Annotated in this window: 27 protein-coding genes; 12 read left to right on the top strand and 15 right to left on the bottom strand. The window is 63.8% G+C overall.

The genetic code is table 11. The features are described from left to right. Position 1: 1 nt before the first annotated feature. The 6 genes from radA to rpsF all read right to left on the bottom strand — a co-directional run bounded on the left by radA (position 2) and on the right by rpsF (position 5492). Positions 2 to 1378 carry a DNA repair protein RadA gene (gene radA / locus C7435_RS13190; RefSeq protein ID WP_121212055.1) on the bottom strand — a complete coding sequence of 459 codons (1377 nt, stop codon included), beginning with the start codon at positions 1376 to 1378 and terminating at the stop codon, positions 2 to 4. Positions 1379 to 1465: 87 nt separating this feature from the next. Then, entirely contained in the window at positions 1466 to 2578 is a 1113-nt protein-coding gene (gene alr, locus C7435_RS13185) for an alanine racemase (protein WP_158025579.1), read from the bottom strand. Then, a complete protein-coding gene (locus tag C7435_RS13180) occupies positions 2559 to 4043 on the bottom strand; it encodes a replicative DNA helicase (RefSeq protein WP_075189644.1) in 1485 nt (494 codons plus the stop codon). The genes alr and C7435_RS13180 overlap by 20 nt, the downstream gene beginning before the upstream one ends. A 182-nt stretch (positions 4044 to 4225) precedes the next feature. Beyond that, a complete protein-coding gene (gene rplI / locus C7435_RS13175) occupies positions 4226 to 4861 on the bottom strand; it encodes a 50S ribosomal protein L9 (protein ID WP_121212054.1) in 636 nt (211 codons plus the stop codon). Between the two features lie 11 nt (positions 4862 to 4872). Then, entirely contained in the window at positions 4873 to 5127 is a 255-nt protein-coding gene (gene rpsR / locus C7435_RS13170) for a 30S ribosomal protein S18 (RefSeq protein WP_011643151.1), read from the bottom strand. A gap of 11 nt (positions 5128 to 5138) precedes the next feature. Beyond that, on the bottom strand, positions 5139 to 5492 hold the full coding sequence (rpsF, locus tag C7435_RS13165) for a 30S ribosomal protein S6 (protein WP_075189646.1): 354 nt from the start codon (positions 5490 to 5492) through the stop codon (positions 5139 to 5141). A 242-nt stretch (positions 5493 to 5734) separates the two neighbouring features. Here rpsF and fabD point away from each other — a divergent pair, with 242 nt between their 5' ends. The 7 genes from fabD (at position 5735) to gmk (ending at position 11704) form a co-directional block, all read left to right on the top strand. Then, a complete protein-coding gene (gene fabD / locus C7435_RS13160) occupies positions 5735 to 6682 on the top strand; it encodes an ACP S-malonyltransferase (protein WP_121212053.1) in 948 nt (315 codons plus the stop codon). A gap of 4 nt (positions 6683 to 6686) precedes the next feature. Beyond that, positions 6687 to 7424 carry a 3-oxoacyl-[acyl-carrier-protein] reductase gene (fabG, locus tag C7435_RS13155; RefSeq protein WP_075189648.1) on the top strand — a complete coding sequence of 246 codons (738 nt, stop codon included), beginning with the start codon at positions 6687 to 6689 and terminating at the stop codon, positions 7422 to 7424. A 159-nt stretch (positions 7425 to 7583) separates the two neighbouring features. Then, positions 7584 to 7820: an acyl carrier protein gene (locus C7435_RS13150; protein WP_121212052.1), complete on the top strand. Its 237-nt coding sequence runs from the start codon at positions 7584 to 7586 to the stop codon at positions 7818 to 7820. 9 nt (positions 7821 to 7829) lie between these two features. Continuing rightward, positions 7830 to 9113 carry a beta-ketoacyl-ACP synthase II gene (gene fabF / locus C7435_RS13145; RefSeq protein WP_121212051.1) on the top strand — a complete coding sequence of 428 codons (1284 nt, stop codon included), beginning with the start codon at positions 7830 to 7832 and terminating at the stop codon, positions 9111 to 9113. A gap of 21 nt (positions 9114 to 9134) precedes the next feature. Beyond that, entirely contained in the window at positions 9135 to 10175 is a 1041-nt protein-coding gene (mltG, locus tag C7435_RS13140; protein ID WP_121212050.1) for an endolytic transglycosylase MltG, read from the top strand. Position 10176: 1 nt separating this feature from the next. Further along, entirely contained in the window at positions 10177 to 11058 is an 882-nt protein-coding gene (locus tag C7435_RS13135) for a YicC/YloC family endoribonuclease (RefSeq protein ID WP_121212049.1), read from the top strand. Beyond that, complete coding sequence (gene gmk / locus C7435_RS13130; protein WP_121212048.1) at positions 11048 to 11704, top strand: guanylate kinase; 657 nt, start codon at positions 11048 to 11050, stop codon at positions 11702 to 11704. The genes C7435_RS13135 and gmk overlap by 11 nt, the downstream gene beginning before the upstream one ends. A gap of 12 nt (positions 11705 to 11716) precedes the next feature. Here gmk and rsmA read toward each other — a convergent pair whose 3' ends face one another. The 6 genes from rsmA to C7435_RS13100 all read right to left on the bottom strand — a co-directional run bounded on the left by rsmA (position 11717) and on the right by C7435_RS13100 (position 19451). Then, entirely contained in the window at positions 11717 to 12586 is an 870-nt protein-coding gene (rsmA, locus tag C7435_RS13125) for a 16S rRNA (adenine(1518)-N(6)/adenine(1519)-N(6))-dimethyltransferase RsmA (RefSeq protein ID WP_121212047.1), read from the bottom strand. Beyond that, positions 12583 to 13608, bottom strand: a complete 1026-nt coding sequence (pdxA, locus tag C7435_RS13120; protein ID WP_407658366.1) for a 4-hydroxythreonine-4-phosphate dehydrogenase PdxA — start codon at positions 13606 to 13608, stop codon at positions 12583 to 12585. The genes rsmA and pdxA overlap by 4 nt, the downstream gene beginning before the upstream one ends. Next, on the bottom strand, positions 13605 to 14912 hold the full coding sequence (locus C7435_RS13115) for a peptidylprolyl isomerase (RefSeq protein WP_075189656.1): 1308 nt from the start codon (positions 14910 to 14912) through the stop codon (positions 13605 to 13607). The genes pdxA and C7435_RS13115 overlap by 4 nt, the downstream gene beginning before the upstream one ends. A 47-nt stretch (positions 14913 to 14959) precedes the next feature. Continuing rightward, positions 14960 to 17152, bottom strand: coding sequence for an LPS-assembly protein LptD (locus C7435_RS13110; RefSeq protein ID WP_170150476.1), 2193 nt, complete (start codon positions 17150 to 17152; stop codon positions 14960 to 14962). A gap of 83 nt (positions 17153 to 17235) precedes the next feature. Further along, positions 17236 to 18333: an LptF/LptG family permease gene (locus C7435_RS13105; protein ID WP_121212044.1), complete on the bottom strand. Its 1098-nt coding sequence runs from the start codon at positions 18331 to 18333 to the stop codon at positions 17236 to 17238. Continuing rightward, positions 18330 to 19451: an LptF/LptG family permease gene (locus tag C7435_RS13100; RefSeq protein WP_121212043.1), complete on the bottom strand. Its 1122-nt coding sequence runs from the start codon at positions 19449 to 19451 to the stop codon at positions 18330 to 18332. Before C7435_RS13100 ends, C7435_RS13105 begins: the two co-directional genes overlap by 4 nt. Positions 19452 to 19592: 141 nt before the next feature. Between C7435_RS13100 and C7435_RS13095 the strand changes: the two genes are divergently transcribed. The 4 genes from C7435_RS13095 (at position 19593) to C7435_RS13080 (ending at position 22277) form a co-directional block, all read left to right on the top strand. Further along, positions 19593 to 21077, top strand: a complete 1485-nt coding sequence (locus tag C7435_RS13095) for a leucyl aminopeptidase (RefSeq protein ID WP_121212042.1) — start codon at positions 19593 to 19595, stop codon at positions 21075 to 21077. Between the two features lie 63 nt (positions 21078 to 21140). After that, entirely contained in the window at positions 21141 to 21593 is a 453-nt protein-coding gene (locus tag C7435_RS13090) for a DNA polymerase III subunit chi (protein WP_121212041.1), read from the top strand. Continuing rightward, positions 21590 to 21919 (top strand): I78 family peptidase inhibitor, encoded by a 330-nt coding sequence (locus C7435_RS13085; protein ID WP_233350775.1) that lies wholly within the window; start codon positions 21590 to 21592, stop codon positions 21917 to 21919. The genes C7435_RS13090 and C7435_RS13085 overlap by 4 nt, the downstream gene beginning before the upstream one ends. A gap of 13 nt (positions 21920 to 21932) precedes the next feature. Then, positions 21933 to 22277 carry an I78 family peptidase inhibitor gene (locus C7435_RS13080; RefSeq protein WP_121212040.1) on the top strand — a complete coding sequence of 115 codons (345 nt, stop codon included), beginning with the start codon at positions 21933 to 21935 and terminating at the stop codon, positions 22275 to 22277. 8 nt (positions 22278 to 22285) lie between these two features. On the opposite strand, the gene C7435_RS13075 is transcribed toward C7435_RS13080, so the two are convergent. From C7435_RS13075 to C7435_RS13065, 3 genes are all read right to left on the bottom strand, one after another. Further along, on the bottom strand, positions 22286 to 22600 hold the full coding sequence (locus C7435_RS13075) for a hypothetical protein (protein ID WP_121212039.1): 315 nt from the start codon (positions 22598 to 22600) through the stop codon (positions 22286 to 22288). 325 nt (positions 22601 to 22925) lie between these two features. Then, positions 22926 to 23594, bottom strand: a complete 669-nt coding sequence (locus C7435_RS13070; protein ID WP_147422700.1) for a hypothetical protein — start codon at positions 23592 to 23594, stop codon at positions 22926 to 22928. Between the two features lie 121 nt (positions 23595 to 23715). Then, positions 23716 to 25596 (bottom strand): ABC-F family ATP-binding cassette domain-containing protein, encoded by a 1881-nt coding sequence (locus C7435_RS13065; RefSeq protein ID WP_121212037.1) that lies wholly within the window; start codon positions 25594 to 25596, stop codon positions 23716 to 23718. A gap of 356 nt (positions 25597 to 25952) precedes the next feature. Between C7435_RS13065 and ndk the strand changes: the two genes are divergently transcribed. After that, positions 25953 to 26375 carry a nucleoside-diphosphate kinase gene (ndk, locus tag C7435_RS13060; RefSeq protein WP_121212036.1) on the top strand — a complete coding sequence of 141 codons (423 nt, stop codon included), beginning with the start codon at positions 25953 to 25955 and terminating at the stop codon, positions 26373 to 26375. Positions 26376 to 26481: the final 106 nt, after the last annotated feature.

The following is a 26481-nucleotide window of genomic DNA, read 5'->3' as shown; positions in this document are numbered from 1 at the left end:
ACTATTCGCCCGCCATTGCCCGAAGAGTCTGCACCAATTCGAGCGCCGTGGCCACGCCATCGACCCGGATCGGGGCGGTCTCGTCGGCCGCAGCCTGGGGGGCGATGGCCCGCGTGAAGCCAAGCTTGGCGGCTTCCTTGAGGCGCGAATCACTGCGTCCGACCGGGCGAACATCGCCGGAAAGACTGATTTCTCCGTAAACAACGCCGTCGGCCGGCAGGGCGACGTCCAATGCTGAGGAGACAATCGCCGCCGCGACGGCCAGATCGGCCGCCGGTTCGGTGATTTTCAGGCCACCAGCGACGTTGAGAAATATGTCCCGTCCCGCAATATCAACGCCGCAGCGCGCTTCCAGCACCGCCAACACCATGGCCAGGCGACCACTGTCCCAGCCGACCACGGCGCGGCGGGCGGTGCCGAAGGCGGCCGGGGCGACTAGGGCCTGGATTTCCGACAGGACGGGCCGCGTTCCCTCCATGCCGGCAAAGACGGCCGCGCCCGGCGTGTCACCGCCGCGGCCGTCAAGAAACAGGGAGGAGGGATTGGCGACTTCCGCCAGCCCCTTGTCGCCCATTTCGAAGACGCCGATCTCGTCGGTCGGACCGAAGCGGTTCTTCACGGCGCGCAGGATGCGGAATTGATGCGAGCGTTCGCCCTCGAAATAGAGCACGGCATCGACCATGTGCTCGACCACGCGCGGGCCGGCGATCTGGCCGTCCTTGGTGACATGGCCGACCAAGATGACGGTGCAATTGCTCTTCTTGGCGAAGCGGACGAGTTCCTGGGCGCAGGCGCGAACCTGGGCTACCGTGCCCGGTGCTGCGGCCAGCTGGTCAGACCAGACCGTCTGGATCGAATCGATCACGACAATGTCCGGCTTTTCCGCTTTCAGCCCGTCGAGAATATCATTGAGCGCGGTCTCAGACGCCAGCGAGACCGGCGCGTCGGCCAGGCCGAGGCGGCGGGCACGGCGGCGGACCTGGTCGATCGCTTCCTCGCCGGAGACATAGATGGCGCGGGCCTCGCTGCGGGCGATCTGAGCCATCATCTGCAGGAGGAGAGTCGATTTGCCGATGCCGGGGTCACCGCCGACGAGGATGGCCGAGCCGGGCACCAGGCCGCCACCGCAAACCCGGTCAAGCTCGCTGATGCCTGATTGCAGGCGGGCCGGCTCCGGGCTTTCCGACCCCAGATCGACGAGGTTGAGCCGGGCGGCCCGGCCGCGCCGCTTGGCGCTTGTTGCCTGGCTTCCGAGCGGTGCCGACGGAGTTTCCTCGATCAGCGTGTTCCATTCGCCGCAGGCATCGCAGCGACCCGCCCATTTCGGCTGCACACCGCCGCAGGACTGGCAGACATAGGTGGTATCGGCGCGCGCCATGGCGAATCAGCTCCCTTGCTCGCAGGTATTCAAACCCGCCGGGGTGACAGAACAAGTCCTGGCCCGGGCGGGCAGGCCATCGCGATCTCAGCTTTGGTAGACCCGGTCGAAGCGGATGCCGAGCCGGACCAGGAATTCATAGGAGATTGTGCCGGCCGCCTCGGCGATATCGTCGAGATGCTCGCCGAGGAAGCTGACCGGCATGCCCGGTTCGAGCGGTGTTTTCACATCAGTGAGGTCGACCGCGATCAGGTCCATCGAGACGCGGCCCAGGATCGGTGTGCGCACCGGTCCGACATGTCCGGCGCCGCCCTTGGCGCTGGCCCAGAGCAGCCCGTCGGCATAGCCGGCAGCGATGGTGGCGACCCGCATTGGCCGCTCCGCCGTCCAGGTCGCGCCATAGCCCAGCGTATCTCCCGCTTCGAGCTCGCGGATCTGCAGGATCGGCGCGTCGATGCGCACGGTGGCTTCAAAGGGTGAGGGATGGCCGGGTGCCGGCGTACCGCCATAAAGCGCCAGGCCGGGGCGAAGCACGTCGAAATGCCAGGCCTGGCCCAGAAGGGCGCCGGCGGAATTGGCAAGACTGGCGGGAATGTCGGGAAAGGCAGCCCGGATGGTGGAGAAGCGTTCCAGTTGCGCGGCATTAAGCGGGTGCGCAGGGGCATCGGCGCAGGCGAGATGGCTCATGATCTGACGGACATCGAGCCCGTCCAGCAAGTCGCGATGGGTCAGCAGGTGTTCGGTTTCCATCCGGCCAAGCCCGAGCCGGTTCATGCCGGTATCGAGATGCAGGGCGCAGGGCAGGTCCGGCGCCGTGGCGCGCAGGCTGGCGAGCTGGTCGAGCGTGTTGACCACCGGGATCAGGCCATGCGCCCGCAAGGTCGGCAGTTCAGACGGCCAGAATCCGTTGAACACATAGATCGCTGCCGCGCGCCCTGCCAGCGCCTGGCGGGCTTCGACGCCTTCAGCGGTGTGGGCTGTATAAAACTGGCGGCAGCCGACCTCGGCCAGCGCCGGTATGATCTCGGTCGCGCCGAGGGCATAGGCATTGGCCTTGACCACGGCGCCGACCTCGGCAGTCGGGGCCAGCGCTTGCAGCTTGGCGTAATTTCTTTGGATGGCGGCGAGGTCGATGATCAGGCGCGGAGCCGGGCGGGCCAGCCCGTCGGGCGTGGCAAGGTCAGGACGAAGTGTCGTCAAAGCGCGTTTCCAGATCCGTAAACTTGGTCCGAGCGCCGTCGAACGCCATTTTCGCCGTCCCGATCGCACCATGACGCTGCTTGCCGATGATCACTTCGGCGAGCTTTTCGATGCGGCGGAATTCCTCTTCCCATGCCAGATATTCCGGCGTGTCCTCTCGCGGTTTCTCGCGTTCCTTGTAATAGGCCTCACGATACACGAAGAGCACCACGTCGGCATCCTGCTCGATCGAGCCGGATTCGCGAAGGTCGGAGAGCTGCGGTTTCTTGTCTTCCCGGTTTTCGACCTGGCGCGAGAGCTGCGACAGGGCGATCACGGGGACCGACAATTCCTTGGCCAGGGCTTTGAGGTTCTGGGTGACTTCGGAGACTTCTTCCACGCGGCTGCCGCCGGACCGGTTCTTCGACGAGGTCACCAGCTGCAGATAGTCGACCACGATCAGGTCGAGCCCGTGGGTACGCTTGAGGCGGCGGGCGCGGGCGGCGAGGGCGGAAATCGGCAGGCCACCCGTATCGTCGATATAGAGCGGCAGGCCCTGGATCTCGAGGCAGGCGTCGCGGATTTCTTCGTACTGGGTGGCGTCGATCGTGCCCTGGCGGATCATGTAGCCGGGGATGCCGGTATAATCGGCGATCAGACGCGTCGCGAGCTGTTCCGCCGACATTTCCAGCGAATAGAAACCGACAACGCCGCCATTGGTGGTCTTCTTGCTGCCGTCGGGCTGGATCTCGAATTGGTAGTTCCGGGCCACGTCGAAGGCGATATTGGTCGCCAGGGCGGTCTTTCCCATCGAGGGACGACCGGCAAGGATGATGAGATCGGACGGGTGCATGCCGCCGAGTTTCTCATCGAGCGACTTCAGGCCCGATGAAATACCCGACAGGCCGCCATCGCGCTCATAGGCAGCGGCCGCTGTCTCGACCGATTCCGCCAGCGCCTGCTTGAACGAGACGAAGCCGCGCGAGGCCGAGCCTTCCTCGGCGAGATTGTAAAGCTGCTGCTCGATCTCCTGGATCAGCTCGCGGGCCTGGACCTCGACATCGGCGCTGGCGGCATTGGCCAGGTCATTGCCGATCCGGATCAGTTCGCGGCGCAGTGCCAGCTCGTAGATGATGCGGGCGTATTCGAGGGCCGCATTGCCGGTCGCGGCGCCTTCCATGAGTACAGCGAGATAGGTGGTGCCGCCAATGTCCTTGAGGCCGTCATCGCGATCGAAATGGGTCTTGAGCACGACCGCGTCGGCCAGCGAGCCGCGACCGATCAGATCGGTGGCGCTCTCGAAGATGCGACCATGCACGGGGTCGTAGAAATGCTCCGCCTTCAACCAGTCGGCGACGCGGTGGAACATTTCATTGTCGTAGAGGAGCGCGCCCAGAAAGGCTTGTTCGGCGTCGAGATTGTGCGGGGCGGAGTCCAGCTCGGCGACGTCGGATTCGGCTTCGTAGGGCAGGAGGGCTGTGGTCATGCTCTTGGGATACAGAAGCTGGCCACGCGATACACCCCCTGAGACGGTGTCGGCTGGGATTGCCCACAGCTCTTTACCAGGCCTGTGGACAGGTGTGGATAAGTCGACGACTTGGTCGCAAAAGAAAACGGGCCGGTCTGGTGACCGGCCCGTTTCCGCAAAAGCCATGAAGTGGCGGAAGCTTAGGCTTCCGTCTCTTCGCTTTCCTCTTCGCCGGCACCGGCGTCTTCGTTGGCGTCGCGCTGGGCAGCCAATTCCTGGCCTTCCTCGCTGGCTTCGAAGAGTTCGGCCGCCTGGGCTTCAGCGATGGCGCGATCTTCATCGGCCTGGGCCGCGATCACGTCTTCGCCAGCTTCCTGGCGTTCAGCCTCGTCCTGCGAGCGTGCGATATTGATCGTCACGGTCACGGAAACATCGGCGTGCAGCTTGATCTTCAGCTCGTGCAGACCCAGCGTCTTGATCGGCGCATTCAGGGCGACCTGCGAACGGACGACCTTGGTGCCGCTTTCAGACACGATCTCGGCAATGTCACGCGAGGTGACAGAACCGTAGAGCTGACCGCTTTCGCCGGCCTGGCGGATCATGACGAATTTCTCGCCATCAATCGTCTTGCCGGCTTCAGCAGCTTCCGCAGCCCGTTCGGCATTGCGCTTTTCGAGGAGCTCGCGCTCGACTTCAAAGCGCGCCATGTTGGCTTCGGTTGCGCGCAATGCCTTGCCTTGCGGCAGAAGGAAGTTGCGGGCGAAGCCGGGGCGCACGGAAACGACGTCACCAATGACGCCGAGATTTTCAACGCGTTCCAAGAGAACCAGTTTCATGTCAGTTCTCCTTAATCAACCACATACGGAAGCAGGGCCAGCTGACGCGCACGCTTGATGGCGCGAGCCAGTTCACGTTGCTTCTTGGCCGAAACTGCCGTGATGCGGGACGGGACGATCTTGCCACGCTCGGACATGTAGCGAAGCAGGAGCTTGGGGTCCTTGAAGTCGATCGCCGGTGCATTTTCACCGGAGAACGGACAGACCTTGCGACGACGCATGAACGGACGGCGCGCCGGCAGGTTCGAAATATTGCCTGAAGACATCGTTCGTTCTCCTAGTTCCGCTCGCGACGACCGCGGCGATCATCCTTTTTGGTGAGGATGGCCGACGGCTCTTCGGTGTGGGCTTCAACGCGCAGGGTCATGTAACGGATGACGTCTTCCGACAGACGCTGCAGGCGCTCGAGCTCGTCGATCACGGCGGCTTCAGCGTCGATGTCGATGAGGCCGTAATGGCCCTTGCGTGACTTGTTGATGCGGTAAGCAAGATTGCGCAGACCCCAGTATTCGGTCTTGCCGGTCTTGCCGCCCTTTTCTTCGATCAGGGCTTTGGTCTCTTCGAGAAGAGATTCCATCTGCGCCGGCGAAACGTCCGGACGCACGATGAAGATGTGCTCGTAAAGTGCCATGAAGGCTCCCTTCGATAACGGTTGCGGCGCACACCATGCCGAAGGGTCGGGCAGGTCTGCGGCGGCTCTCCAATTCGGTTGAAACACCATGCTTCAACGCCATGAACGGGAGACCGCAACCAAGCGAAGCGCGGGCCATAGCCCATACGGCCTGCATGTGCAAGCCGCATCGCCTCTTGCGCGCGCCCCTCGGGAAGGGCTAGTCAGCGGCCAACTCAAATCTTCATGGGGGAGGGATCGCCATGAAACTCGCCTTTGTCTTTCCGGGGCAAGGTAGCCAGGTCGTCGGCATGGCGCAGGAACTGGCCGGACAGTTTGCCTCGGCCCGGGCTGTGCTTGACGAGGTCGATGCGGCGCTGGGCCAGGATCTCAGCGGCCTGATGGCCGAGGGCCCGATCGAAACCCTGACCCTGACCGAGAATGCCCAGCCGGCCCTGATGGCGGCCAGCCTGGCGGTGATGGCCGTGCTCGACGCCGAGTTTGACGTAAAGGTCAACGTGGCGGACTTCGTCGCCGGTCACAGTCTTGGTGAGTATTCGGCCCTGGCGGCTGCCGGCGCGCTGTCGATCTCTGATGCCGCCAAACTGCTCAAGCTGCGCGGCCTCGCCATGCAGAAGGCGGTTCCGGTCGGTGAGGGCACCATGGCGGCGCTTCTGGGCGCCGATGAGGAACTCGCTGCCGCCGCTGTTGCTGCCGGTGCCACCGCCGGCGTGTGCGCGATTGCCAATGACAATGCGCCCGGCCAGATCGTGATCTCCGGCTCCACCGCCGCCATCGACGCGGCCATCGCCAAGGCCGGCGAGCTGGGTCTGAAGAAAGCAATGAAACTGCCGGTCTCGGCGCCCTTCCATTGCCCGATGATGCAGGCTGCCGCCGACGCCATGGCCGAAGCGCTTGGCACCGCGACCATCCAAGCGCCGACCGTGCCGGTTGTCGCCAACGTCACCGCACGCCCGACGTCGGATGTTGAAACAATCCGCAAACAGCTGGTCGAACAGGTCACCGGCCGGGTCCGCTGGCGCGAAAGCGTGTTGTGGATGGTCGAGGAGGCCGGCATCACCACGCTCGCCGAAGCCGGTTCGGGCAAGGTGCTCTCGACCATGCTCAAGCGCACGACCAAGGACGCCACTGGCGTTCCGCTCAACTCGGCGTCCGATCTGGAAGCCTTTGCTGCCTCGCTGAAGGAGTAGTCCCATGTTCGATCTTACCGGCAAGAATGCCCTCGTGACCGGAGCGACCGGCGGGCTGGGCAATGCAATTGCCCGCAAACTGCACGCCCAGGGCGCCACGGTGGCCCTGTCCGGTACGCGTGAAAACGTGCTGCAGGAACTCGCCGATGATCTGGGCGAGCGCGCCCATGTCCTGCCCTGCAACCTGTCCGACGCCGCTGCCGTCGACGCGCTGCCGAAGCAGGCGGCCGAGGCCATGGGCTCACTGGATATCCTGGTCGCCAATGCCGGCATCACCAAGGACCAGCTCCTGATGCGGATGAAGGACGAAGACTGGGACACGGTGCTTCGCGTCAATCTGGAAAGCTATTTCCGTCTGACCCGTGCCGCCTTGCGTGGCATGATGAAGGCACGGTGGGGCCGGATCGTCGGCATCACATCGGTGGTCGGCGTCACCGGCAATCCGGGCCAGACCAATTACTGTGCCTCGAAGGCTGGCATGATCGGCTTCTCCAAATCGCTGGCCCAGGAAGTCGCCGCCCGCGGCGTCACCGTGAATTGTGTGGCACCCGGTTTCATCGCCTCGCCGATGACCGATGTGCTCAATGAGGATCAACGCTCGACCATCCTGGCCAAGATTCCGGCCGGCGATCTTGGCTCGGGCGATGATATCGCCAATGCTGTCGTCTATCTCGCCAGCGCAGAAGCCGGTTATGTCACCGGGCAGACGCTGCATGTGAATGGCGGCATGGCGATGATTTAACTGTAGAACTTGAACCTGCGGGCGTGGTTTCCCATTCTGGTCTTGCCGGGGGAAACATGCTAACTGCCCGCGCATCCCGGGAATGGCCCACTGTTTCGCCGCTTCCCGTCCTGTCCTGCACCGCTATATTGGCGCGGTGAATCACTATGAGGGTCTGAAATGTCTGACGTTCTCGAGCGCGTTACCAAAATTGTCATTGAGCATCTTGATGTCGAGGCCGAAAAGGTCACCGACAAAGCCAGCTTCATCGACGATCTGGGCGCCGACTCCCTGGATAATGTCGAACTCGTTATGGCGTTCGAAGAAGAATTCGATATCGAAATTCCGGATGACGCTGCCGAGCACATCCAGACGGTCGGTGATGCCGTGAAGTTCATCTCCGAGAAGGTGGGCTAACACCCCCTCATGCGCCGCGTTGTCGTCACCGGTATCGGGCTCGTAACGCCGCTGGGCTGCGGGCGGGAAGTCGTTTGGGAACGTCTTCTCGCCGGTCAGTCCGGAGTGGGTCTGATCGAGCATTTCGAGACGGAGGATCTGGCTTGCCGTGTGGCGGGCCTGGTTCCGCGCAAGGACGGACGTGGCGGCGGGCGGACAAGCGAGGCCGGGGTGTTTGACCCCGACACCGTCATGTCGCCGCGAGACCAACGCCGGGTGGATGATTTCATCCTGTACGGGATCGCCGCGGCCGACGAGGCTATCGCCGATTCTGGCTGGGTCCCGCAGTCCGAAGAGGACAAGCATCGGGCCGGCGTGATGATCGGATCGGGCATTGGCGGTCTGGAGACCACCTATGACGCCTCGATCCTGCTGCACGAGAAGGGGCCGCGCCGCCTCTCTCCCTTTGTTATTCCCGGCATGCTGATCAACCTCGTCTCTGGCCAGGTTTCGATCAAGCACGGCCTGAAGGGCCCCAATCATGCTGTGGTCACGGCCTGTTCCACCGGTGCCCATGCCATCGGCGATGCGGCCCGTCTGGTTGAGCGCGGTGATGCCGACGTGATGGTCGCCGGCGGCGCGGAAGCGACGGTCTGCCGTCTCGGCGTGGCGTCCTTTATCGCCTGCAAGGCGTTGTCCACAGGTTTCAACGACACGCCGGAACGCGCCTCGCGCCCCTATGACAAGGACCGTGACGGGTTCGTCATGGGTGAAGGTGCCGGTGTCGTCGTGCTGGAAGAATACGAACACGCCAAGGCGCGCGGCGCGACCATCTATGCCGAGGTGAAGGGCTATGGCCTGTCCGGCGATGCCTATCATATCACCGCACCGGCCGAGGATGGCGATGGCGGTTTCCGCTCCATGTCGGCCGCGCTTCGGGATGCCGGCCTGACGCCGGCAGATATCGATTATGTCAACGCCCACGGGACTTCGACGCCCAAGGGTGACGAGATCGAGTTGCGCGCCGTCGAGCGCCTGTTTGGCGATGCCGCCGGTGATGTCGTGATGTCATCGACAAAATCCGCCATCGGCCACTTGCTGGGCGCGGCCGGAGCCGTCGAGGCGATCTTTTCCATTCTGGCGATGCGCGATGGCATTTGCCCGCCGACGCTCAATCTCGACAACCCGTCCGTCGAGACCGCGATCAATCTGGCCCCGCGTACTGCCGTCAAGCGGCCGGTCCGGGCTGTCCTGTCGAACTCTTTCGGATTCGGCGGCACCAATGCGTCCGTGGTATTTGTCGCGGCCGAGTAACGCGTTTTCGGGGACCAAGACATGAGTGACGCGCCTGCGCCCAAGGCCAAATCCGGCCTGGTCCGCTTTTTTCTCTGGTTTGTTGTTGCCGTGTTCGTGCTCGCCCTGGCGGCGGCGGGTGCGGTCTATGGTGGATACAAGTGGATGCAGGCGGAATTCGCCGCTCCCGGCCCATCGTCGGAGGAAACCATTATCCTTTTGCCGCGCGGTGACGGCCTGATCGCTATCGCCAGCCGCCTCGAGACCGAGGGCCTGATCTCCGACCGCCGCGTCTTTCGGGCTGCGGTGACTTTGGATGGCGGCGAAGGCGTCTTGCGGGCCGGCGAGTACCGCATCCCCGCCGGCGCCTCGATGGCCCAGATATATGAGCAGTTGCGCGTCGGCCAGACGGTGCAATATCCGGTCACCTTCGCCGAGGGGCTGACCAGCGCCATGATCGTGGAGACGTTGGAGGCGGTCGATGTCCTGACGGGTGACATTGCCGAGATACCGGCCGAAGGTACGCTGCTGCCGGAGACCTATCTCTTCACCCGCGGCACAACGCGCCAGGACATACTGGATCGCATGGCCGCCGCCCAGACGGAGCTGCTCGACCGGTTGTGGGAGGGGCGTGCCGCGAACCTGCCCTTCGAGACCCGTGAGGAGGCCATCATCCTTGCTTCCGTCGTCGAGAAGGAGACCGGCGTCGGAGCCGAGCGTCCCGAGGTCGCGGCGGTGTTTGTCAATCGCCTGCGCCGCGGCATGCGGCTGGAGAGTGACCCGACCATCATTTACGGCATCAGCCAGGGGCGGCCCCTGGGACGCGGTCTGCGCCGGTCCGAGATCGACAATGCGGACAATGCCTGGAACACGTATCAGATCCCGCGCCTGCCACCGACGCCGATCGCCAATCCGGGCGCCGAGGCCATTTCGGCTGTTCTCAATCCGGCCGAGAGCACCGCGCTCTTTTTCGTCGCCGACGGATCGGGCGGGCACGCCTTTGCCGACACCTATGCCGAGCATCAGCGCAATGTCGCCAACTGGCGCCGTATCGAGCGCCAGCGTCGCAATGGAGGCAATTGAGATGGGCGTGTTGTCCGGCATGACCGGTTTCGCCCGGGTTGATGGCCAAGCCGACGGCTGGAACTGGACCTGGGAGGCGCGCAGCGTCAATGGCAAGGGGCTGGAGGCACGTTTTCGCCTGCCGACCGGGTTCGAACGTCTCGAGACCAAGGCCCGAGACCTGGCCAAGGCCCGTTTTTCCCGCGGCAATGTCAACGCGACGCTGAACCTGCGTCGGGAAACCGAAGCCGGCGGCGCGCGCATCGACCTGGCGCGGGTGCGGGGTCTGCTCGACCAGGCCGCCCCCTTGCTGGAAAGCGGTGAGGTGGCCCGTCCGACGCTGGATGGGCTGTTGGCCCTGCCAGGCATGATCGACAGTGACCAGGCGGACGGCCCTGACAACAGCGCGGAGCTGGACAACGCCCTGCTGGCCTCCCTCGGCGATGCGCTGGACGGTCTGCAGGCGGCACGTCGCGATGAGGGACGGGCGCTGGCCGATATTCTCGCGGCCCATATTGCGGATATTGCCCGCCTGACCGGCGAGGCCGCCGATCACGCTGCCACCCGCAGTGATGCGATCCGTGATCGCCTGGCCACCAAATTTGCAGAGCTTCTGCCCGAGGGGCTGCCCGAGGACCGACTGGCGACCGAGGCCGCGATGCTGGCCGTGAAAATGGACGTACGCGAAGAGCTCGACCGCCTGCACGCTCATATCGACGCGGCCCGCGAACTGCTCGCCCAGGGCTCGCCGGTGGGTCGGAAACTGGATTTCCTGTCACAAGAGTTTAATCGCGAGGCGAACACATTATGCTCGAAGTCCTCCGATTCTTCGCTGACCGCGATCGGGCTTTCGCTCAAGAACACGGTCGATCAGTTCAGGGAGCAAATACAGAATGTCGAGTGATGGCTTCCCAGCGCCGATCTTTCGTGGCCGCCGCCGCGGCGTTCTGCTTGCCCTGTCCAGCCCTTCCGGCGCCGGCAAGACGACACTGTCCAAGCGTCTGCTGAGCCAGAATCCTGACGTCGTGCTGTCAGTCTCCGCGACCACGCGCGAGCCGCGACCGGGCGAGGTTGACGGGCAGGATTACCACTTCATCTCGGCCGAAGACTTCAAGAAAATGATCGAGGACGATGCCTTCTTTGAGTGGGCGGAAGTCTTTGGCCGCTATTATGGCACGCCGAAAGCGCCCGTGATGGAAGCGGTCGAGGACGGCCGCGACGTGGTTTTCGACATTGATTGGCAGGGCGCCCAGGCATTGGCTGCAGCGGCACCGGATGATGCTGTGCGGGTCTTCATACTGCCCCCCTCGCTCGCCTTGCTGGAAGACCGGCTTCGCAAGCGCGGGCAAGACGCGCCTGAGATCATCAAGGACCGCATGGCGCGCGCCAAGGACGAGATCTCGCACTGGCATGAATACGACTATGTGATCGTCAATGACGACTTCGCGCGGGCATTGGAAAAGCTCAACGAGATCCTGCACGCCGAACGCCTCAAGCGTCTGCGCCATCCCTGGCTGGAAGAATTCGTCGACGCGATCATGGATCAATAGGGCCGGGCGCCGTCAGGCGCGGCTCGCCTCATAGGCTCTGCGCCAGGCACGTGCCAGTGTTTGGAAGCCGGCGATATCAATGACTTCAGCGCGTGCACCGGCATCCAGGCCGGCAGCGTCCAGCAAGATGTCGGCACTGGTGCCGGCCTGTCCGGCCGCTTGCGCCAGGCTCCGGCGCAGCGTCTTGCGGCGCTGGCCAAAGGCCGACGCGGTGATCCGCTCCAGGGCGGTCACGTCCTTGAATTGCTGCGCTTCCGGCAGCGGGTCGAGCACCACGACGGCTGATTCTACCTTGGGCGGCGGGGTGAAGGCGCGGGCGGGTATTTTCAGCGCCAGCCGGGCCTCACAGCGCGACTGGGCAATGACGGCGAGCCGGCCATAGGCCTTGTCGCCCGGCTGTGCCACCACCCGGTCGGCCACTTCCCGCTGGAACATCAAGACGGCGCGCCGCCACCAGATCGGTTCGGCCTGCAGCCATTTGATCAGTAACTGCGTGCCGACATTATAGGGCAGATTGGACAGGATGACCTTGTCGCCCGGCCCGGCCAGCAGCGTCGTTTCATCGACGTCCAGGGCGTCGGCCCGCTTGATGGTCAACCGCCCGCCCGATGCCGTGTTGATCTCGCCCAGTGCGCCGAGAAAACGCGCATCCATCTCCACCGCCAGCAGCGAGGCGGCGCCCTCGGCCAGGATCGCACGGGTCAGCCCGCCGGGACCCGGACCGACCTCGATTGCCTGGTCCTGGCTCATGTCCCCGGCGAGGCGGGCAATCTTGGCGGTCAGGTTGAGATCGAGCAGGAAATGTTGCCCGAAGGATTTCTTCGCGCCGAGATCATGGCTGGCAATAACGTCTCGCAGGGGAGGGAGGTCGTCGAGATTCATGCCCGGCACCCGGCAATCTGCACAGCTTGGTCGAGTGCCGCGAGCAGGCTGTCGGGACGGGCAATGCCTTGGCCGGCAATGGCGAATGCGGTGCCGTGATCGGGCGAGGTGCGGACGATGGGAAGGCCGAGCGTGATGTTGACGCCGCCATGGAAATCCAGCGTTTTCACCGGGATGAGTCCCTGGTCATGATAGAGACAGATGGCGGCATCATAACCGGCGCGCGCTTCGGCATGGAACATCGTGTCCGGCGGCAGGGCATCGGTGATGTCAAAGCCTTCAGCGCGCAGCTTGGCCGCGACCGGGTTGAGCAGACGAATCTCCTCGTCGCCAAGGGCACCGCCTTCGCCCGCATGCGGGTTCAAGCCGGCAAGCGCAAGGCGCGGCGCGGCAATGGCAAAATCGCGCCGAAGGGCGGCATCGGTCAGGCGGGCGATGGCTTCGACGCGTTCTGGTGTGATCAGGCCGATCGCGCGTGACAGGGCTTCGTGAATGGTCACCAGCACCACGCGCAGCCCGCCGCCGGCGAGCATCATCGCCGGCCCGCGGGGACCCTCGAACGGTTGGTCGGCACACAGCTCGGCAAGGAATTCGGTATGGCCGGGGAAGCTGAAGCCCGCCTCATACATCACGGTCTTGGCGATCGGTGCGGTGACGAGTGCGCACGCCCGTTTATCCAGGCAAAGGCGGACTCCTGTCTCGATCGCCGCCTTGATGCAGGCCGCATGAGCCGGATCGGCGGCGCCGGCTTGCACCGGCGCGTGCAGGCAGACACCGACATCAAGTACGGGAAGGGCATCAGGCATGACGGTGGCCGCGGCCTCGGTGGTGGCGATGGCGCGGGGTTGTGGCAGGCCGAGTTGTGTTGCGATTGGTGCAAAGGCTGACAGATCGCCGAGCGCGACCAAGGGGTGGGTTTCGTCGCGCCGTCGCCAGCGCTCCCAAGCCTTGAGGATGATCTCGGGGCCGATGCCCGCCGGATCACCCATCGACACGACGACGGGTGACAAGCGGCTCATCAGTCGCGAATCTCGACGGTGGAGTCGCGGCGCAGGTCGCGCAGCCAACGGCGCGAGTGCAAGGACAATTGCTGGCCGCGCAACTGGCTTTCCAGATCGTCGCGGGTCGGCACGCCGGGGCCGGCGATGGCGCGGTCACAGACAATCAGGGCCTGCAGGCCAACGGCTGATTGCATGATGCCGGTATTCTGACCTTCATCGAGTGGCGCCAATGCATCGCGAATGGCCGGCAGGACGGCATCCGCGGAAATCGAACCGAGCGGGGTGTAGATGGACCCCGTGATCCGGCCGGCCATGGCTTCGGCCTGGCTACAGGTCGGATTGGCGGCCAGTTCGCGCTCGAAATTGCCGCGCGTGGCGTCGGTGACGGCACTCGTCGGCACGGTGACTTGCACAAGATCGTATTGCAGCGTTGTGGTGCCGTCACGGGCCCCGACAAGGGCGATCACCATGAAACCGCCGGGCACTTCGATCGGGTTGGACAGCGCTCCGCGCCCGCCGTGTTGCTCATACTGGCCGCGCATTTGCGGCATGATGGCAGCGACTTCCGGCTGCAGCTGGGAGGCCGTGATCCAGCCGATATCGCCGCCGCTGGCGGCCGACGGTGCGTCGGAGAACTGGCGGGCCAGCTCCGGGAAGGTCGCGCCTTGCTGCAGCTGGTTCATCACCGCGATGACGCGCTGGATCGTCTGTTGTTCCTGACCCGGGCTGGGCACTTCGAACAGCATCTCGAATATACGGAATTGCGGCTGCGAGGCGCTGGCCGCAAGGCGTTCGAGCGCCTGTTCGATCTGTTGCTCGGAAATACGTACGCGTGAGCCGTAGCGACCATTGACGATGATCTGCCAGGCGATCTCGGCTTCCAGCTGATGCCGCAGGGTGGAGACATCGACACCGGAATTCTGCAGGTCCTGAATGATCACGTCGATCGTCGTGCCATTGCGGTCGGCGAGGTCGAGCAGTGAGTTGGATATTTCCTGGTCGGACACCTCGATGTCGAACTCGGACGCGGCCTGCAGCTGAAGATGTTCGTCGATCAGGCCGCGCAGGGCCTGATCCTGAATCCGGACCAGCGTGCCCTCGTCGATCTGGGACATGCCGGTCGACGCGATGATCAGGCGCATGCGGTTGCGCACATCGACCGTGGTGATCGGCTCGTCATTGACCAGGGCGGCCACGCCTTCCGTCGTTTGCGCATGTGCACTGGCGGCACACAACGTCGCGACGGAGGCAAGCAAGGAAAGGACAATTCGTTTGGCGCAGGTCATCAGCAATCGCATATCGGTTCGGCGCGGAACATTACTCAAACTCGTCCCCGGCGCAATCGCCGGACACTGTAGCGCGCGGGGTTGGATCAGTCGGGGCTCACGCTGCCTAGCGTGAACAGGGTGATGCGGAATTGAATGGACTCTGATGGTCCGAGATCCTGAATTCCGAGGTCTTCTCGTTGGTAGACAATGTCAAACTGTGAGCAGTCATCGCCATAGCGGATGCCCAACTCCTGACGGCGTGTGATTTCGCGATCAAGATCGCGCTGAACCAGTCCGATCATGCTCAAGTGTCGTGTCATAGCGACTTCAAAACTACCCGAAAGCTCGCGCTGAGCGCCGCGTGTTACATTGGCGTCGCTGATGTCGAGATAGCGCACCCCGCCGGAAAGGCGTGTGCCGTTATAGTTTATGGAGACGTCGAGGCGATTGGTGTCATGGGTTTCCGGGGCGATCCGGGTGTAGACTTCAGCATCGAAATCCCCGAGCTCGATTGAACCGGCCACAACATAGTCTGATTGGTCGGCGAGCAGGCCGCTTGATGCGTTGAAGACGGCGTCGCCATCAAGACGTTCGCTCTGTCCGACGAAGAGGCGCGCGACACCGTCCTCGCCCCACATGGCGGTCGTTCGCAATCCATAGCTGACCCGCTGGCCTGCTTCCCAGACGTCGAAGCCCGGCGCGCGCACCGGCTGGAACAGAAGGCTTTCGTCGAGGTCGATTGAAAGACTGTCTTCGTTGACGATACGGTCGGCGTCCGGATCGTCCGACGCATACACGTAGGACACGACCGGCTCGACAATCCAGTCCGCCGACTCACCGGCGCGATAGAAAGGCCAACTGATCTCCGTACCGGCCAGGCCCAGAGTCCGAGAGACCGAATCCGATACCGGATCGGTGGCGGGGTTTGTCACCGGAAGATTGTCGAAACTGTAGTGATCGGCACGGGCCAGGGCGAACGGTTCGACCACCACACCGGGGCCTCCAACCCACCGAGCACGCCAGTCGACCGTGGCCGACGCCCGGTCATAATCAACGCCGGAATCACGCCGAAGAACCGCTGCATCCACGCTCGTGCTGACACGCCCCAAGCCGCGCGGCGCCGTGAACACGTATTCGTAGGCCGCGACAGGGGCCAGGGTCGGCACCACGTCGTCATCGGCATTTGTTCGCAGTGTCTGGAACTCTGCGGCAATGAGCGAGCCGTAGGAATTCCGAGTTCGCCCATCGACGTAGAGTTGGCTTACCAATTGCCGGTTCTGGGCGGCGATCGGAGCGCCCCGGTCCTTGTCCGCTTCCGAGAAGTCGTAGCGTCTCAGGTGCAGGTTGTCCGAGGCGCGCTGCACGCCAAAGCCCCAGCGCCAGTCCGGGTTTATCGCCCATTCGCCGCCGCCGAAAATATGCCAGCGATCGTCGCTTTCGCCGAAGCGTTCGCCATCGCTGTCGATCTCGAACTCATTGGTATAGCTGCCTTCAAGCTCTACGAAGCCCGACCAGAACCGTTTGCGGTATTCGCCATAGATCAACGGATTTACATTGGTCATCAAGCGCGGCGCAATGACAACATCCTGGGATGGAGAGATCGTCCAGTAATAAGGTTGTTGGTAGACAAAGCCGAGGCGTGACGACACACCGACCTTCGGGAACAGGAAGCCGGATCGCCGTTCCGATGAGGGGTCGGCGTGGGCGAAAACCGGCGCATAAAGCACCGGCAAACCCGCGATCTCCAGCCGCGCATCGCGGTAGTAGATCATCTGGTCTTCAGCGTCCTGAACCACTTCACGGGCGCGCAGGCGCCATGTCGGCGCGTGGTCGCCGTCCTCGCAAAGCTCGCATGCCGTGTAATAGGCGTCATCGAACTGCATCGAGCCGTTTTCGCGCCGAATGGCCGCGGCTGCCGCCACGCGTCCATTGTTTTCGAGCATGCTGGCGAAGCCGATGGCGACGCCGGCTGCGAGCTGGCTGTCCAGTTCCACCTCATCGGCGTATTGGGGGAAAGCGCCCTGGCCGAGAATGATGACATTGCCGCGCGCAATCACGCGGTTTTCATCGGGATGATATTCGATCTCGTCGGCGAGCAGGGTCCGCGGCGCCTGACGCACCCGGACATTGCCGCGGGCGATATAGCCGTTGCCGCCGGCGATATCCTCGACATGGTCGGCTTCCAGATAGATCGGAGACTCGTCCGCCGGGGCTTCCTGCGCGAGTGCCGGTGCCGTCAAGGCGAGCGCCGATGTGCTCAGCAACACTGCCGCTAAGCGGCGAAACTGCGACGCCATGCGCGTCACTCCCTCTCGTCTACCGGCCCCCGCAGGCGGGTGAATATCATGACTAGCCGATGCCGACGACATCGTCCACGCCGTCAACCGTCTTCGGTCGAGGCAATGTAGATCAAAGCCAGCAATGCTGTCAGCGCCGGCGCCGACCAGGCGGCCGTTGCCGGCGGCAAGGCGCCCGAGACGCCGAACGAACTCAGCATTTCCTGGAAGAAAAACATCACGAAACCGGCGATGCCGCCGGCCATGGCAAAGGCCGCCGCCCCGCCCAGACGGTGCAGGCGCAAAGTCGCGGCGGCGGCAATCAGGGTTGAGGCCAGCAGGGTCAATGGCAGGGCAAGCAGGGCATGCAGGCGCAGCTCATAGCGCTGGGTTGCCAGCCCGGCTTCCCGGGCTGAGGTGATCAGGCGCGGCAGGTCCCAGAAGGCGACACCCTCGGCCGAGCGGGCGCGTTCGAACAGGGCCTGGCGATTGATCGATGTCGGCATGGTGATCTCACCAAGATCAAGGCGTGACGGCGTGGGTGTCCGCTCGACGGCGCCGGTTATCTGCCAATAGCCCGCATGCAACTCCGCTGATTCGGCATCAATGCGGCGCTCCAGCCGCGGTGTGCCGTCGCTGCCGGCGGCAAACTGGAAGAAGATCGGATCGCGCAATTCCTGGCGCTGTTCTTCCAGCTGCGTGGCGGCGATCACGGTGAAGCCGTCGATATTGGTCTCGCGCAGCCACACCGGCTGGGCGGTGCCTTCGACGCGGCGGACATTCATCAGGCTGTCGCGCCGCGCTTCAAACTGGGCGTTGAGTTCAGCGGCAAGCGGGTTGAGGCCGGCGGCACCGATAATGCCGACCAGCACCGCAAGCGCCATTGGCGCGGTCAGGATGCGCCAGGCTGACATGCCCGAGGCCCGCATCACGATCAGCTCGCTCGAGCGGTTCAGCCGGAACAGCGATGTCAGGGTTCCAAACAGGAAGACGAAGGGCAGGGTGCTTTCGAGCAGCGACGGCGCCCGCAGCAAGGTCAGGCTGAGCAGGTCCAGTGTCGACACATCGACCCGCGTGCCGACGGCGCGCGATTGCTCCACGAAGTCGACCAGGATGATCACGGTGGCAATGGTCGCGAAAGCGAGCAGCAGGCCGCCAGCTGTCTGGCTGGCCATATAGCGATTGAGACGACCGCCGATCATGCGCTGGCCCCATTGGTTTGTGGTCGGCGTGGACGGGCCCGGGCAGGCCAGTAGATGACCGCAAGCGCGCCGATCATGCCGCCGACCGGGACCAGGTATTGGGCAAGATTCATCGCGGCATCATCGGCACTGGCCGACTGCATGGCGAAGCCCGCGAGCCGCAGCGCCAAGCCGGCGCTGACAGCGATCATCACCCGGCGGCCATATCCCATGCGGGAATGGTCACCGGCCAGGAAACAGGCGGCGGCGATCAGCGCGAAGGCGAGATTGTAGAGCGGTCCCGACAACCGGTAATGCGCTTCGGCCCAGGCGCGTTCCGGTCCGCCGGTGCGGGCGACCTCGGCGGCCGACGGCCACAGGAGTTCGTGCAGATAGCGGTCGGATTCCTTGAAGAACATGGCGTCGGCCGGGCCGACAAACTCGCCGAGATCGAATTCATAGCGGTCGAAATTGGCGTAGTAGAGTTCGCCGGCCGAATCGATCTGTTGCAGATTGCCGTCGATCAGCACCATGGCCGAGCGGTCGCCGGCGCGCACGACGACGCCTTCGCGGGCGGAATAGGTCGAGGCTTCGTCCTGGCCGCGACTGTCATGGATCAGGATGTCCTGCATCCGGCCGTCACGGTCGCGCTCGCGGGCATAGATGGTGACGCCCTGGCCGAGCTGCGAAAACGCCCCCGGCGTCACCAGGCTGGCGGCGACGTCCGAGCGCAGGGTGTGGAGCGAGCGCCGCATTTCGCGATAGGCGACCGGTTGCACGAGGAGATTTACAGCCAGGTTGGCGATCAGGACATAAACGCCAAGGCGCATGACGGGGGACAGCAGTCCGAACCGGCTCATGCCGGCCGCTGAGGCGATGACCAGTTCACTGTCGCTTGTCAGCCGGTTGAGGCTGGACAGGACCGCCACAAAAAGTGCGATCGGCACCAGCAGGGCGGTCAGGTGTGGCAGGGCCAGCGCCGTCACTTTGACGAAGGTTAGCGCGGTCTCGGAATAGCCGGACACCAGGTCGACATTCGACAGGCTCTGCGTCAGCAGGGCCAGGCCGGCAAAGGCGGCTGCCGCCGTCAGGAACGGCCAAAGCAACTGGTTGAAGAAATACCGCTGAACGAGAATCATGAAGCCGGCTTGTGCTGCGCGTTCAGCCTTCTATCTCTCTTCGTGATCGGATACCACTTCCGCGACACAAGTTTTCGGCGTCGGGTGCACACCCTTGCGCACAGAATAGTCACCCCATGCGACTGGATGAGAGGGAATACCATGAAAATCGAATTCGCTGCCGCTCCGAACGCTGCCGGCGCGATCGCCGTTCCGGTTTACGAGGACGCCACGCTGTCGCCGGCCGCTGCCGCGCTCGACACCGCATCCGGCGGTGCCATCAAGCGCGCGATCGCCGCCTCCCGCTTCACCGGCAAGCCGGCCCAGACGCTGGAAATCATGGCCCCGTCGGGCAGTGAGGCCAGCCGCGTTGTCCTGTTCGGCCTCGGCGCCAAGGACAAGCGCACCGCATCGACGCTGGAAAAGGCGGCGGCCGCTGTCGTCGCCAAGCTGCTGATCAGCGGCGAGACCACGCTGTCGATCCAGTTTGACGGTGAGACGGATGGCGATGGCGCCGCTCGCGCCGGCCTCGGTGCCCGTCTGGCGTCCTACCGCTATGACCAGTTCCGCACCAAGCTGAAGGACGAGCAGAAACCCTCCTTGGTCGAGCTGACCATCGCCGTTTCCGATGTCGACGGTGCCAAGTCGGCCTGGGCTGGCTGGGGCGCTGTGGCCGATGGTGTCGATCTGGCCCGCGAAGTCACCAACCTGCCGCCGAACATCCTCAACCCGGAAACCTATGCCAAGAAGATCGAGGGCATGGCCGAGCACGGCCTCGAGATCGAGATCCTTGACGAGGTCCAGATGACCGAGCTCGGCATGGGCGCGCTTCTGGGCGTCGGCCAGGCGTCGGAATTCGAGAGCAAGATCGCCATCATGAAGTGGAATGGCGGCAAGGAAGGCGAAAAGCCGCTCCTCTTCGTCGGCAAGGGCCTGACCTTTGACAGTGGCGGCATCTCGCTGAAGCCGGGTGCCGGCATGGACGAGATGCGCGGCGATATGGGCGGCTCGGCCGCCGTAGTCGGCCTGATGCGCGCGCTCGCCGGTCGCAAGGCCAATGTCAACGCCATCGGCATTGTCGGCCTGGTGGAAAACATGCCCGACGGCAATGCCCAGCGTCCCGGCGACATTGTCACCGCCATGTCCGGCACCACGATCGAGATCCTCAACACCGACGCCGAAGGCCGCCTCGTGCTGGCCGATGTGCTGTGGTACGCGCAGGACCGTTTCGATCCCAAACTGATCATCGACCTGGCGACGCTGACCGGTGCCATCCTGATCGGTCTCGGCAATACCCGCGCCGGCATTTTCTCCAATTCTGACGAGATCGCCGCTCAACTCTCTTCCGCTGGCGATGCCTCGGACGAGCCGGTCTGGCGCCTGCCGCTCGGCCCGGATTACGAGAAGCACATCGAGACCAAGAATGCCGACATCAAGAATGTCGGCGAGGGCCGCCTGGCCGGGTCGATCTCGGCGGCGGAGTTCCTCAAATGCTTCGTCAATGACAAGCCTTGGTGCCATATCGACATTGCGGGCACGGCGATGGGCGGCATGGGCGGCAAGGATGATCCGCGCCAGCCGAGCTGGGGCACGGGCTGGGGTGTGCGCATCCTCGACCGTTTCGTGCGTGACAATTACGAGGGCTGAGCCCTTCGCTGATCAGGGCGGCCCGCGCGGCCGCCCTTTTCGTATCGGCTGTCGGAGAGGACGATGAGCGGCGATCTCTGGTTCTACCATCTCGAGCGCTCCTCGCTGGACGAGGTGCTGCCCGAGCTGCTGGAAAAGACGCTGGCGCGCGGCTGGCGGGCGCTGGTGCGCTCACCTGATGCCAAGCGCCGCGAGGCCATCGACCAGCTGTTGTGGACCTGGCGCGAGGACAGCTTCCTGCCGCATGGCCAGGTCGAGGCCGGATCACCGGAGCGCCAGCCGGTTCTCATTGCCGAGGACGAGGCCAATCCGAATGGGGCGCAATGTCTTTTCCTGCTCGATGGTGCCGAACCCGAAAATCCGTCATCCTTTGACCGCATGATTGTCATGTTTGACGGGCAGGACGAGATGGCAGTGACCGATGCCCGCGCCCTGTGGAAGAAAGCATCGGGGCAGGGCTGTACAGTGTCCTACTGGCGGCAATCGCCGGAAGGCCGATGGGAGAAGAAGGCATGACACGTTATCTGCTGATCGCACTGGCCGGCCTCTCGGTCGCGGCCTGTAGCACGGGTGGCCATCCGATCGATGGTGGCGAGACCGTCATGCCGACGCCTGATTTCGAGGCCGACGATGCCGCCGCGCCGGACCCCGGCGCCTTCTGCGGCGCCAATGCCATGGGCTATCTGGTCGGCCAGCGTATCGAAGAGGTCGATCTGGAGACGCTGCACGGCAATATCCGCGTCATCCATCCCGGCATGCCGATTACCCGCGATTATCGCCGCGAACGGCTCAATCTTGACCTCGACGAGGCCGGTGTCATCCTGCGACCCTGGTGTGGTTGAGCGAGTATTTCCCATGAAAGCGCATGTGATCATCCTGTCCTGCCTGCTCGCAGGCTGCGGACTCACGACCGGCGGCGCGACCTCGACGGACGAACGACAACTTGACGCCCTGCCGCCGCTCGGCTCGACCGAGGATGTCGATGGTGGCGAGGTCCGCGCCCCGATCACCGGCACATGCGGCATGGAAAATCTCCAGCATTTCGTCGGACGGCCACGCGTGACCGTGCCGGCCAGCGCCATGCCGGAAAACTACCGCGTCGTCGGACCCAATTCGGTCGTCACCATGGATTACCGCCCGGATCGCCTGACGGTGCGGGTTGATGAAAATGATGTCGTGGAAAGCTTGGCCTGCGGCTGAAACGGGCCTCAGCCCGCAAACAGGTGCTGCAGGCGCGCGGCCCGGTGGCTGGTCAGCGACAGTGCATGACTGGCCAGCCAGGCGCTGACCGTGTGCGCGGTCTCGATGGCCGTTTCGCGATCCAGCAGGCTGTCATCATCCTCACCCGGATAATCGGGACCGTCATGCGAGTCCGGATCGGCGGCCATCACGATATCGACGCGGATATCATCCGGGCTGTGAAAACTGTTGTCGTGACGTGAGGCGGCCGGCTTGGGTGCGTGCGGCGCGCCGGTCTTGCGGGAAAGCGTCGGGCGCGGCGGCGGCGTGTTCTCGATCTTCATGACCCGCCTCCGTTCCGGCGCGGCGAACAGGCGAGAAAACTGCCGGGCTTTGAGGGCCCGGCATCGGCCAGATCAGCCAGTTGATATGTCGCCGGGCGGGCATCCTGTCGGTAGATGACGCCCGGCCACGCGCCTGCGGATCCCATTGATCCATCCACCAATTGCTTCGATGCTCATATTATATGAGCGCAAATACGAATGGTTTGTTAATGAGACCAGATGGCTGGAGTGAATTGGAAAGGTTGAGATCTTTCGGCATGGCTCCGGGTCTGTGCAGCGATGTTCGGTCCTGAATGGGCCATGGCTTTCCCAAGAATACCGGCGGTCAATCTGGTCGCTGCGCAGCCGCGTCAAGATTTCTCAGTTCAGTCACTTCGGTCGACAGCGCGGCGACCTGTTTCCGGGCCTTGTCGAAGCGTTTTCGCAGGCCCGGCTTGAGTGCGGTGACCTCGATCTCGGATTGTCGCTGAACGGCAAGGAACATAGCGATCGCGAACAAGAGCGTGTCTTCGCTCAGATACCCCAGACGCGAAGACGACCAGCCCTGCCGGTCGAAGGAAGAAGACTGGTCGAATTGGAAGGCGGAATTCGCCAGGAAGACACCGAAGCCGAGATAAACCGCGAAGAGGTCGGTCACCAATTCCTCTTCTGCCTCCCCCATCCAGTCGGGGCGCTCGCGTGTCATTAAAACCAGATGGCTGATCTCGTGTGCAAATGTCGCAATCAGGACAACAGGTGTCTCAATGAGATCGCTCGCATAGCTGATCTGCGGGCGGTTGCTGTCCGGGCTCAGGGAAAATGTCCCTGCGGGTGCGTCTGCGGCCGGCCGCAAGTGCCAGAACGTCCCGACTTCGTGCGGTCGATTGCGGTCGAACGGCGTGAGATCGACCTCCCAGTCAGCCACACCGCAATACACGGCGGTACGGCGGAAAATCTGTTCCGCGCGCGCCTCGGGCGTATCGGCGTCAAACGAGAAATAGCCGGGCAGCGGCAAGACAAGCTCAGTTGAGGCAATGGGTTTTTCGGGGCCGAATGTCTCGATAATCCAGCCAAGCCGATCAATCACCCATTGCGCGGTCCTCGTGTCGACAAGTTTTGGAGTGCCAGACATCAATCTACCCCGCCAGCGCCGCTTCCAGCTTTTCTTCCGCCTCCAGCCAGCTCAGCTCCGCCGCGTCGAGCAGTTCGACCGCCTTGGCGCGTTTGATCTGCAGGTCGGTGGCGGTCTTGGGGTCTTTTTGGTAGAGGCCGGGGGCGGCGAGGGCCTTGTCGATGACGTCGATAATGCCGCGCAGGCGGTCGGCTTCCTTGTCCCAGCGGGCGATCTCGTCGCGCAGGGGTTTGAGCGCCTTGCGCTGGTCGGCGGCGGAGCGGCGGGCGATGCTTTTTTCGTCGGTGGCGGCAGTCTTCTTTTTCGGCCCATCCTTGGGTGCGCGGCCGAGCAGGGACTGGCGATAGGTCTCGATATCCTCGTCATAGGGTTTGACCGTGCCGTCGCCGACCACCCAGAGCCGGTCGACACAGCTCTCGATCAGATGCCGGTCGTGGGAGATCAGGACGACGGCGCCTTCATATTCATTGATCGCCTGGATCAGGGCGGCGCGGCTGTCCATGTCGAGATGGTTGGTCGGTTCGTCGAGGATGAGGAGGTGCGGGCCCTCAAAGGTGATCAGGTTGAACAGGAGACGGGCCTTCTCGCCGCCCGACAGCGTATCGGCGGGGGTTTCCTGACGGTCTCCGGGCAGGCCGAATGTCGCCAGGCGGGCCCGGCGCTGGGCCTCGGTGGCGTCGGGCATCAGCTCGATAATGTGCTGATAGGCCGACATGTCCGGTGACAGGCTGTCGATCTGGTGCTGGGCGAAATAGGCGATCTGCATCTTCTTGTGCTTGCGCAGATGCCCGTCGAGCGGCGCCAGTCTGTCGCACAGAAGTTTCGCCATGGTCGACTTGCCGGCGCCATTGCGGCCGAGAATGCCGATCCGGTCCTCGGTGTCGATATTGAGATTGACGTCGCGCAGCACCGGCTTGCCCGGCGCATAGCCGGCCTGGAGATTGACCATGCGCACGATCGGCGGCGCCATGCGGCGCTGCGGGCTGGGAAAGTTGAAGGGCGCCACCGGGTCTTCCACCTGGGTCGCCACGATCTGCATTTTCTCCAGCCGCTTGACCCGCGACTGGGCCTGTTTGGCCTTGGACGCCTTGGCCTTGAAGCGGTCGACAAAGGATTGCAGATGGCGCCGCTCGGCCTCCTGCTTTTCGACCATTTTCATCTGCAGGCGCTGTCGCTCGGCCAGCGCCTTTTCAAAATCATCATAGCCGCCATCCCAGACGGTCAGCTTGCCGTTCTTGAGATGGGCGATCTTCTGCATGGCACCGTTCAGCAAGTCACGGTCGTGCGAGATCACCAGGGCGGCGCCGGGGAAGGTCTTGAGATAGGCCTGCAGCCACATCACCCCTTCCAGGTCGAGATAATTGGTCGGCTCGTCGAGCAGGAGGAGGTCGGGCCGGGCAAACAGGGTCGCCGCCAGGGCGACGCGCATGCGCCAGCCGCCGGAGAATTCACGGCAGGGTCGGCGCTGTTCCTCACCGGTAAAGCCCAGCCCGGCCAGGATCGAGCCGGCGCGGGCTTCGGCGGTATGGCTGTCGATATCGGCCAGCCGGGTCTGGATCTCGGCGATACGATTGGGCTCGGTCGCGGTGTCCGCTTCCGCCAGCAGGGCGGCGCGCTCGGTATCGGCGGCCATCACCACATCGATCAGGCTGTCATCCCCGCCCGGCGCTTCCTGGGCCACCGAACCGACACGCGCACCTTTCTGGACGCGCGCCTCACCGCCCTCGGTGGCGGCCTCACCGCGGATCAGGCGGAACAGGGTTGATTTGCCCGTGCCGTTGCGACCCACCAGACCCATCTTGGTCTTGGCCGGCAGGAAGAGCGTCGCCTGATCAAAGAGCATCCGCCCTTCAATGCGATAGGTGAGGTCATTGATGTGCAACATGGGAGAAGGCGGTTAGCGCGGGTTCTTGCTTGGTGCAACAGATTCGCGCTGAGCCCGGCGCGCACCCATCCATAAACGGCTTGCCGAGATGTCGCCGTATCCGTTTCTTCAGGTCAAGGGCCGCAGAGCTGCCGCTTCGCGGTTTCACCCTTGAGCTGAAGAAACGGATACGGCCTGCTGGCTGACACGCGATCCATGGATCGCTCCGCGACGGGTCGCGATGCGTGCAGGGCCCTTTGTGACCCTGACCGACAGCATGGGTTTCCAATCCACACAGCGCCCGCTATAAGCCGCGCAAATTCACAGGCCGGGCCGCAGCCCGTCCATCAATCCACCTTGTTTCGAGGACGTCTCCCATGGCCATCCAACGCACCTTCTCCATCATCAAGCCCGACGCCACTGCCCGCAACCTGACCGGCGCCATCAATGCCAAGATCGAGGAAGCCGGCCTGCGCATCATCGCCCAGAAGCGCATCCGTCTGTCGCGCGAGCAGGCTGAAGGTTTCTACGGCGTCCACAAGGAGCGTCCCTTCTTCAACGATCTCGTCACCTTCATGATCTCCGGCCCGGTTGTGGTCCAGGTCCTGGAAGGCGAAGACGCCATCGCCAAATACCGCACCGTGATGGGCGCGACGAACCCGGAACAGGCTGATGCCGGCACGATCCGCAAGGACTTCGCCGAGTCGATTGAAGCCAACTCCGTGCACGGCTCCGACGCACCGGAAACCGCAGCAGAAGAAATTCCCTTCTTCTTCTCGGACGACGAAATCGTCGGCTAATCCGAGCTGCAAAATCAGACAAAAAAGGCCCGGTATGCTGCCGGGCCTTTCTTTTTTGTGCATAACGCGTTGCGCGGGCGCGCGGCGCTCCCTAACTGCGCTCGCA

Origin of the sequence: Maricaulis maris (assembly GCF_003634045.1) — a bacterium.
Lineage (GTDB): Bacteria > Pseudomonadota > Alphaproteobacteria > Caulobacterales > Maricaulaceae > Maricaulis > Maricaulis maris.
This window is presented reverse-complemented; position numbering and strand designations above follow the sequence as displayed.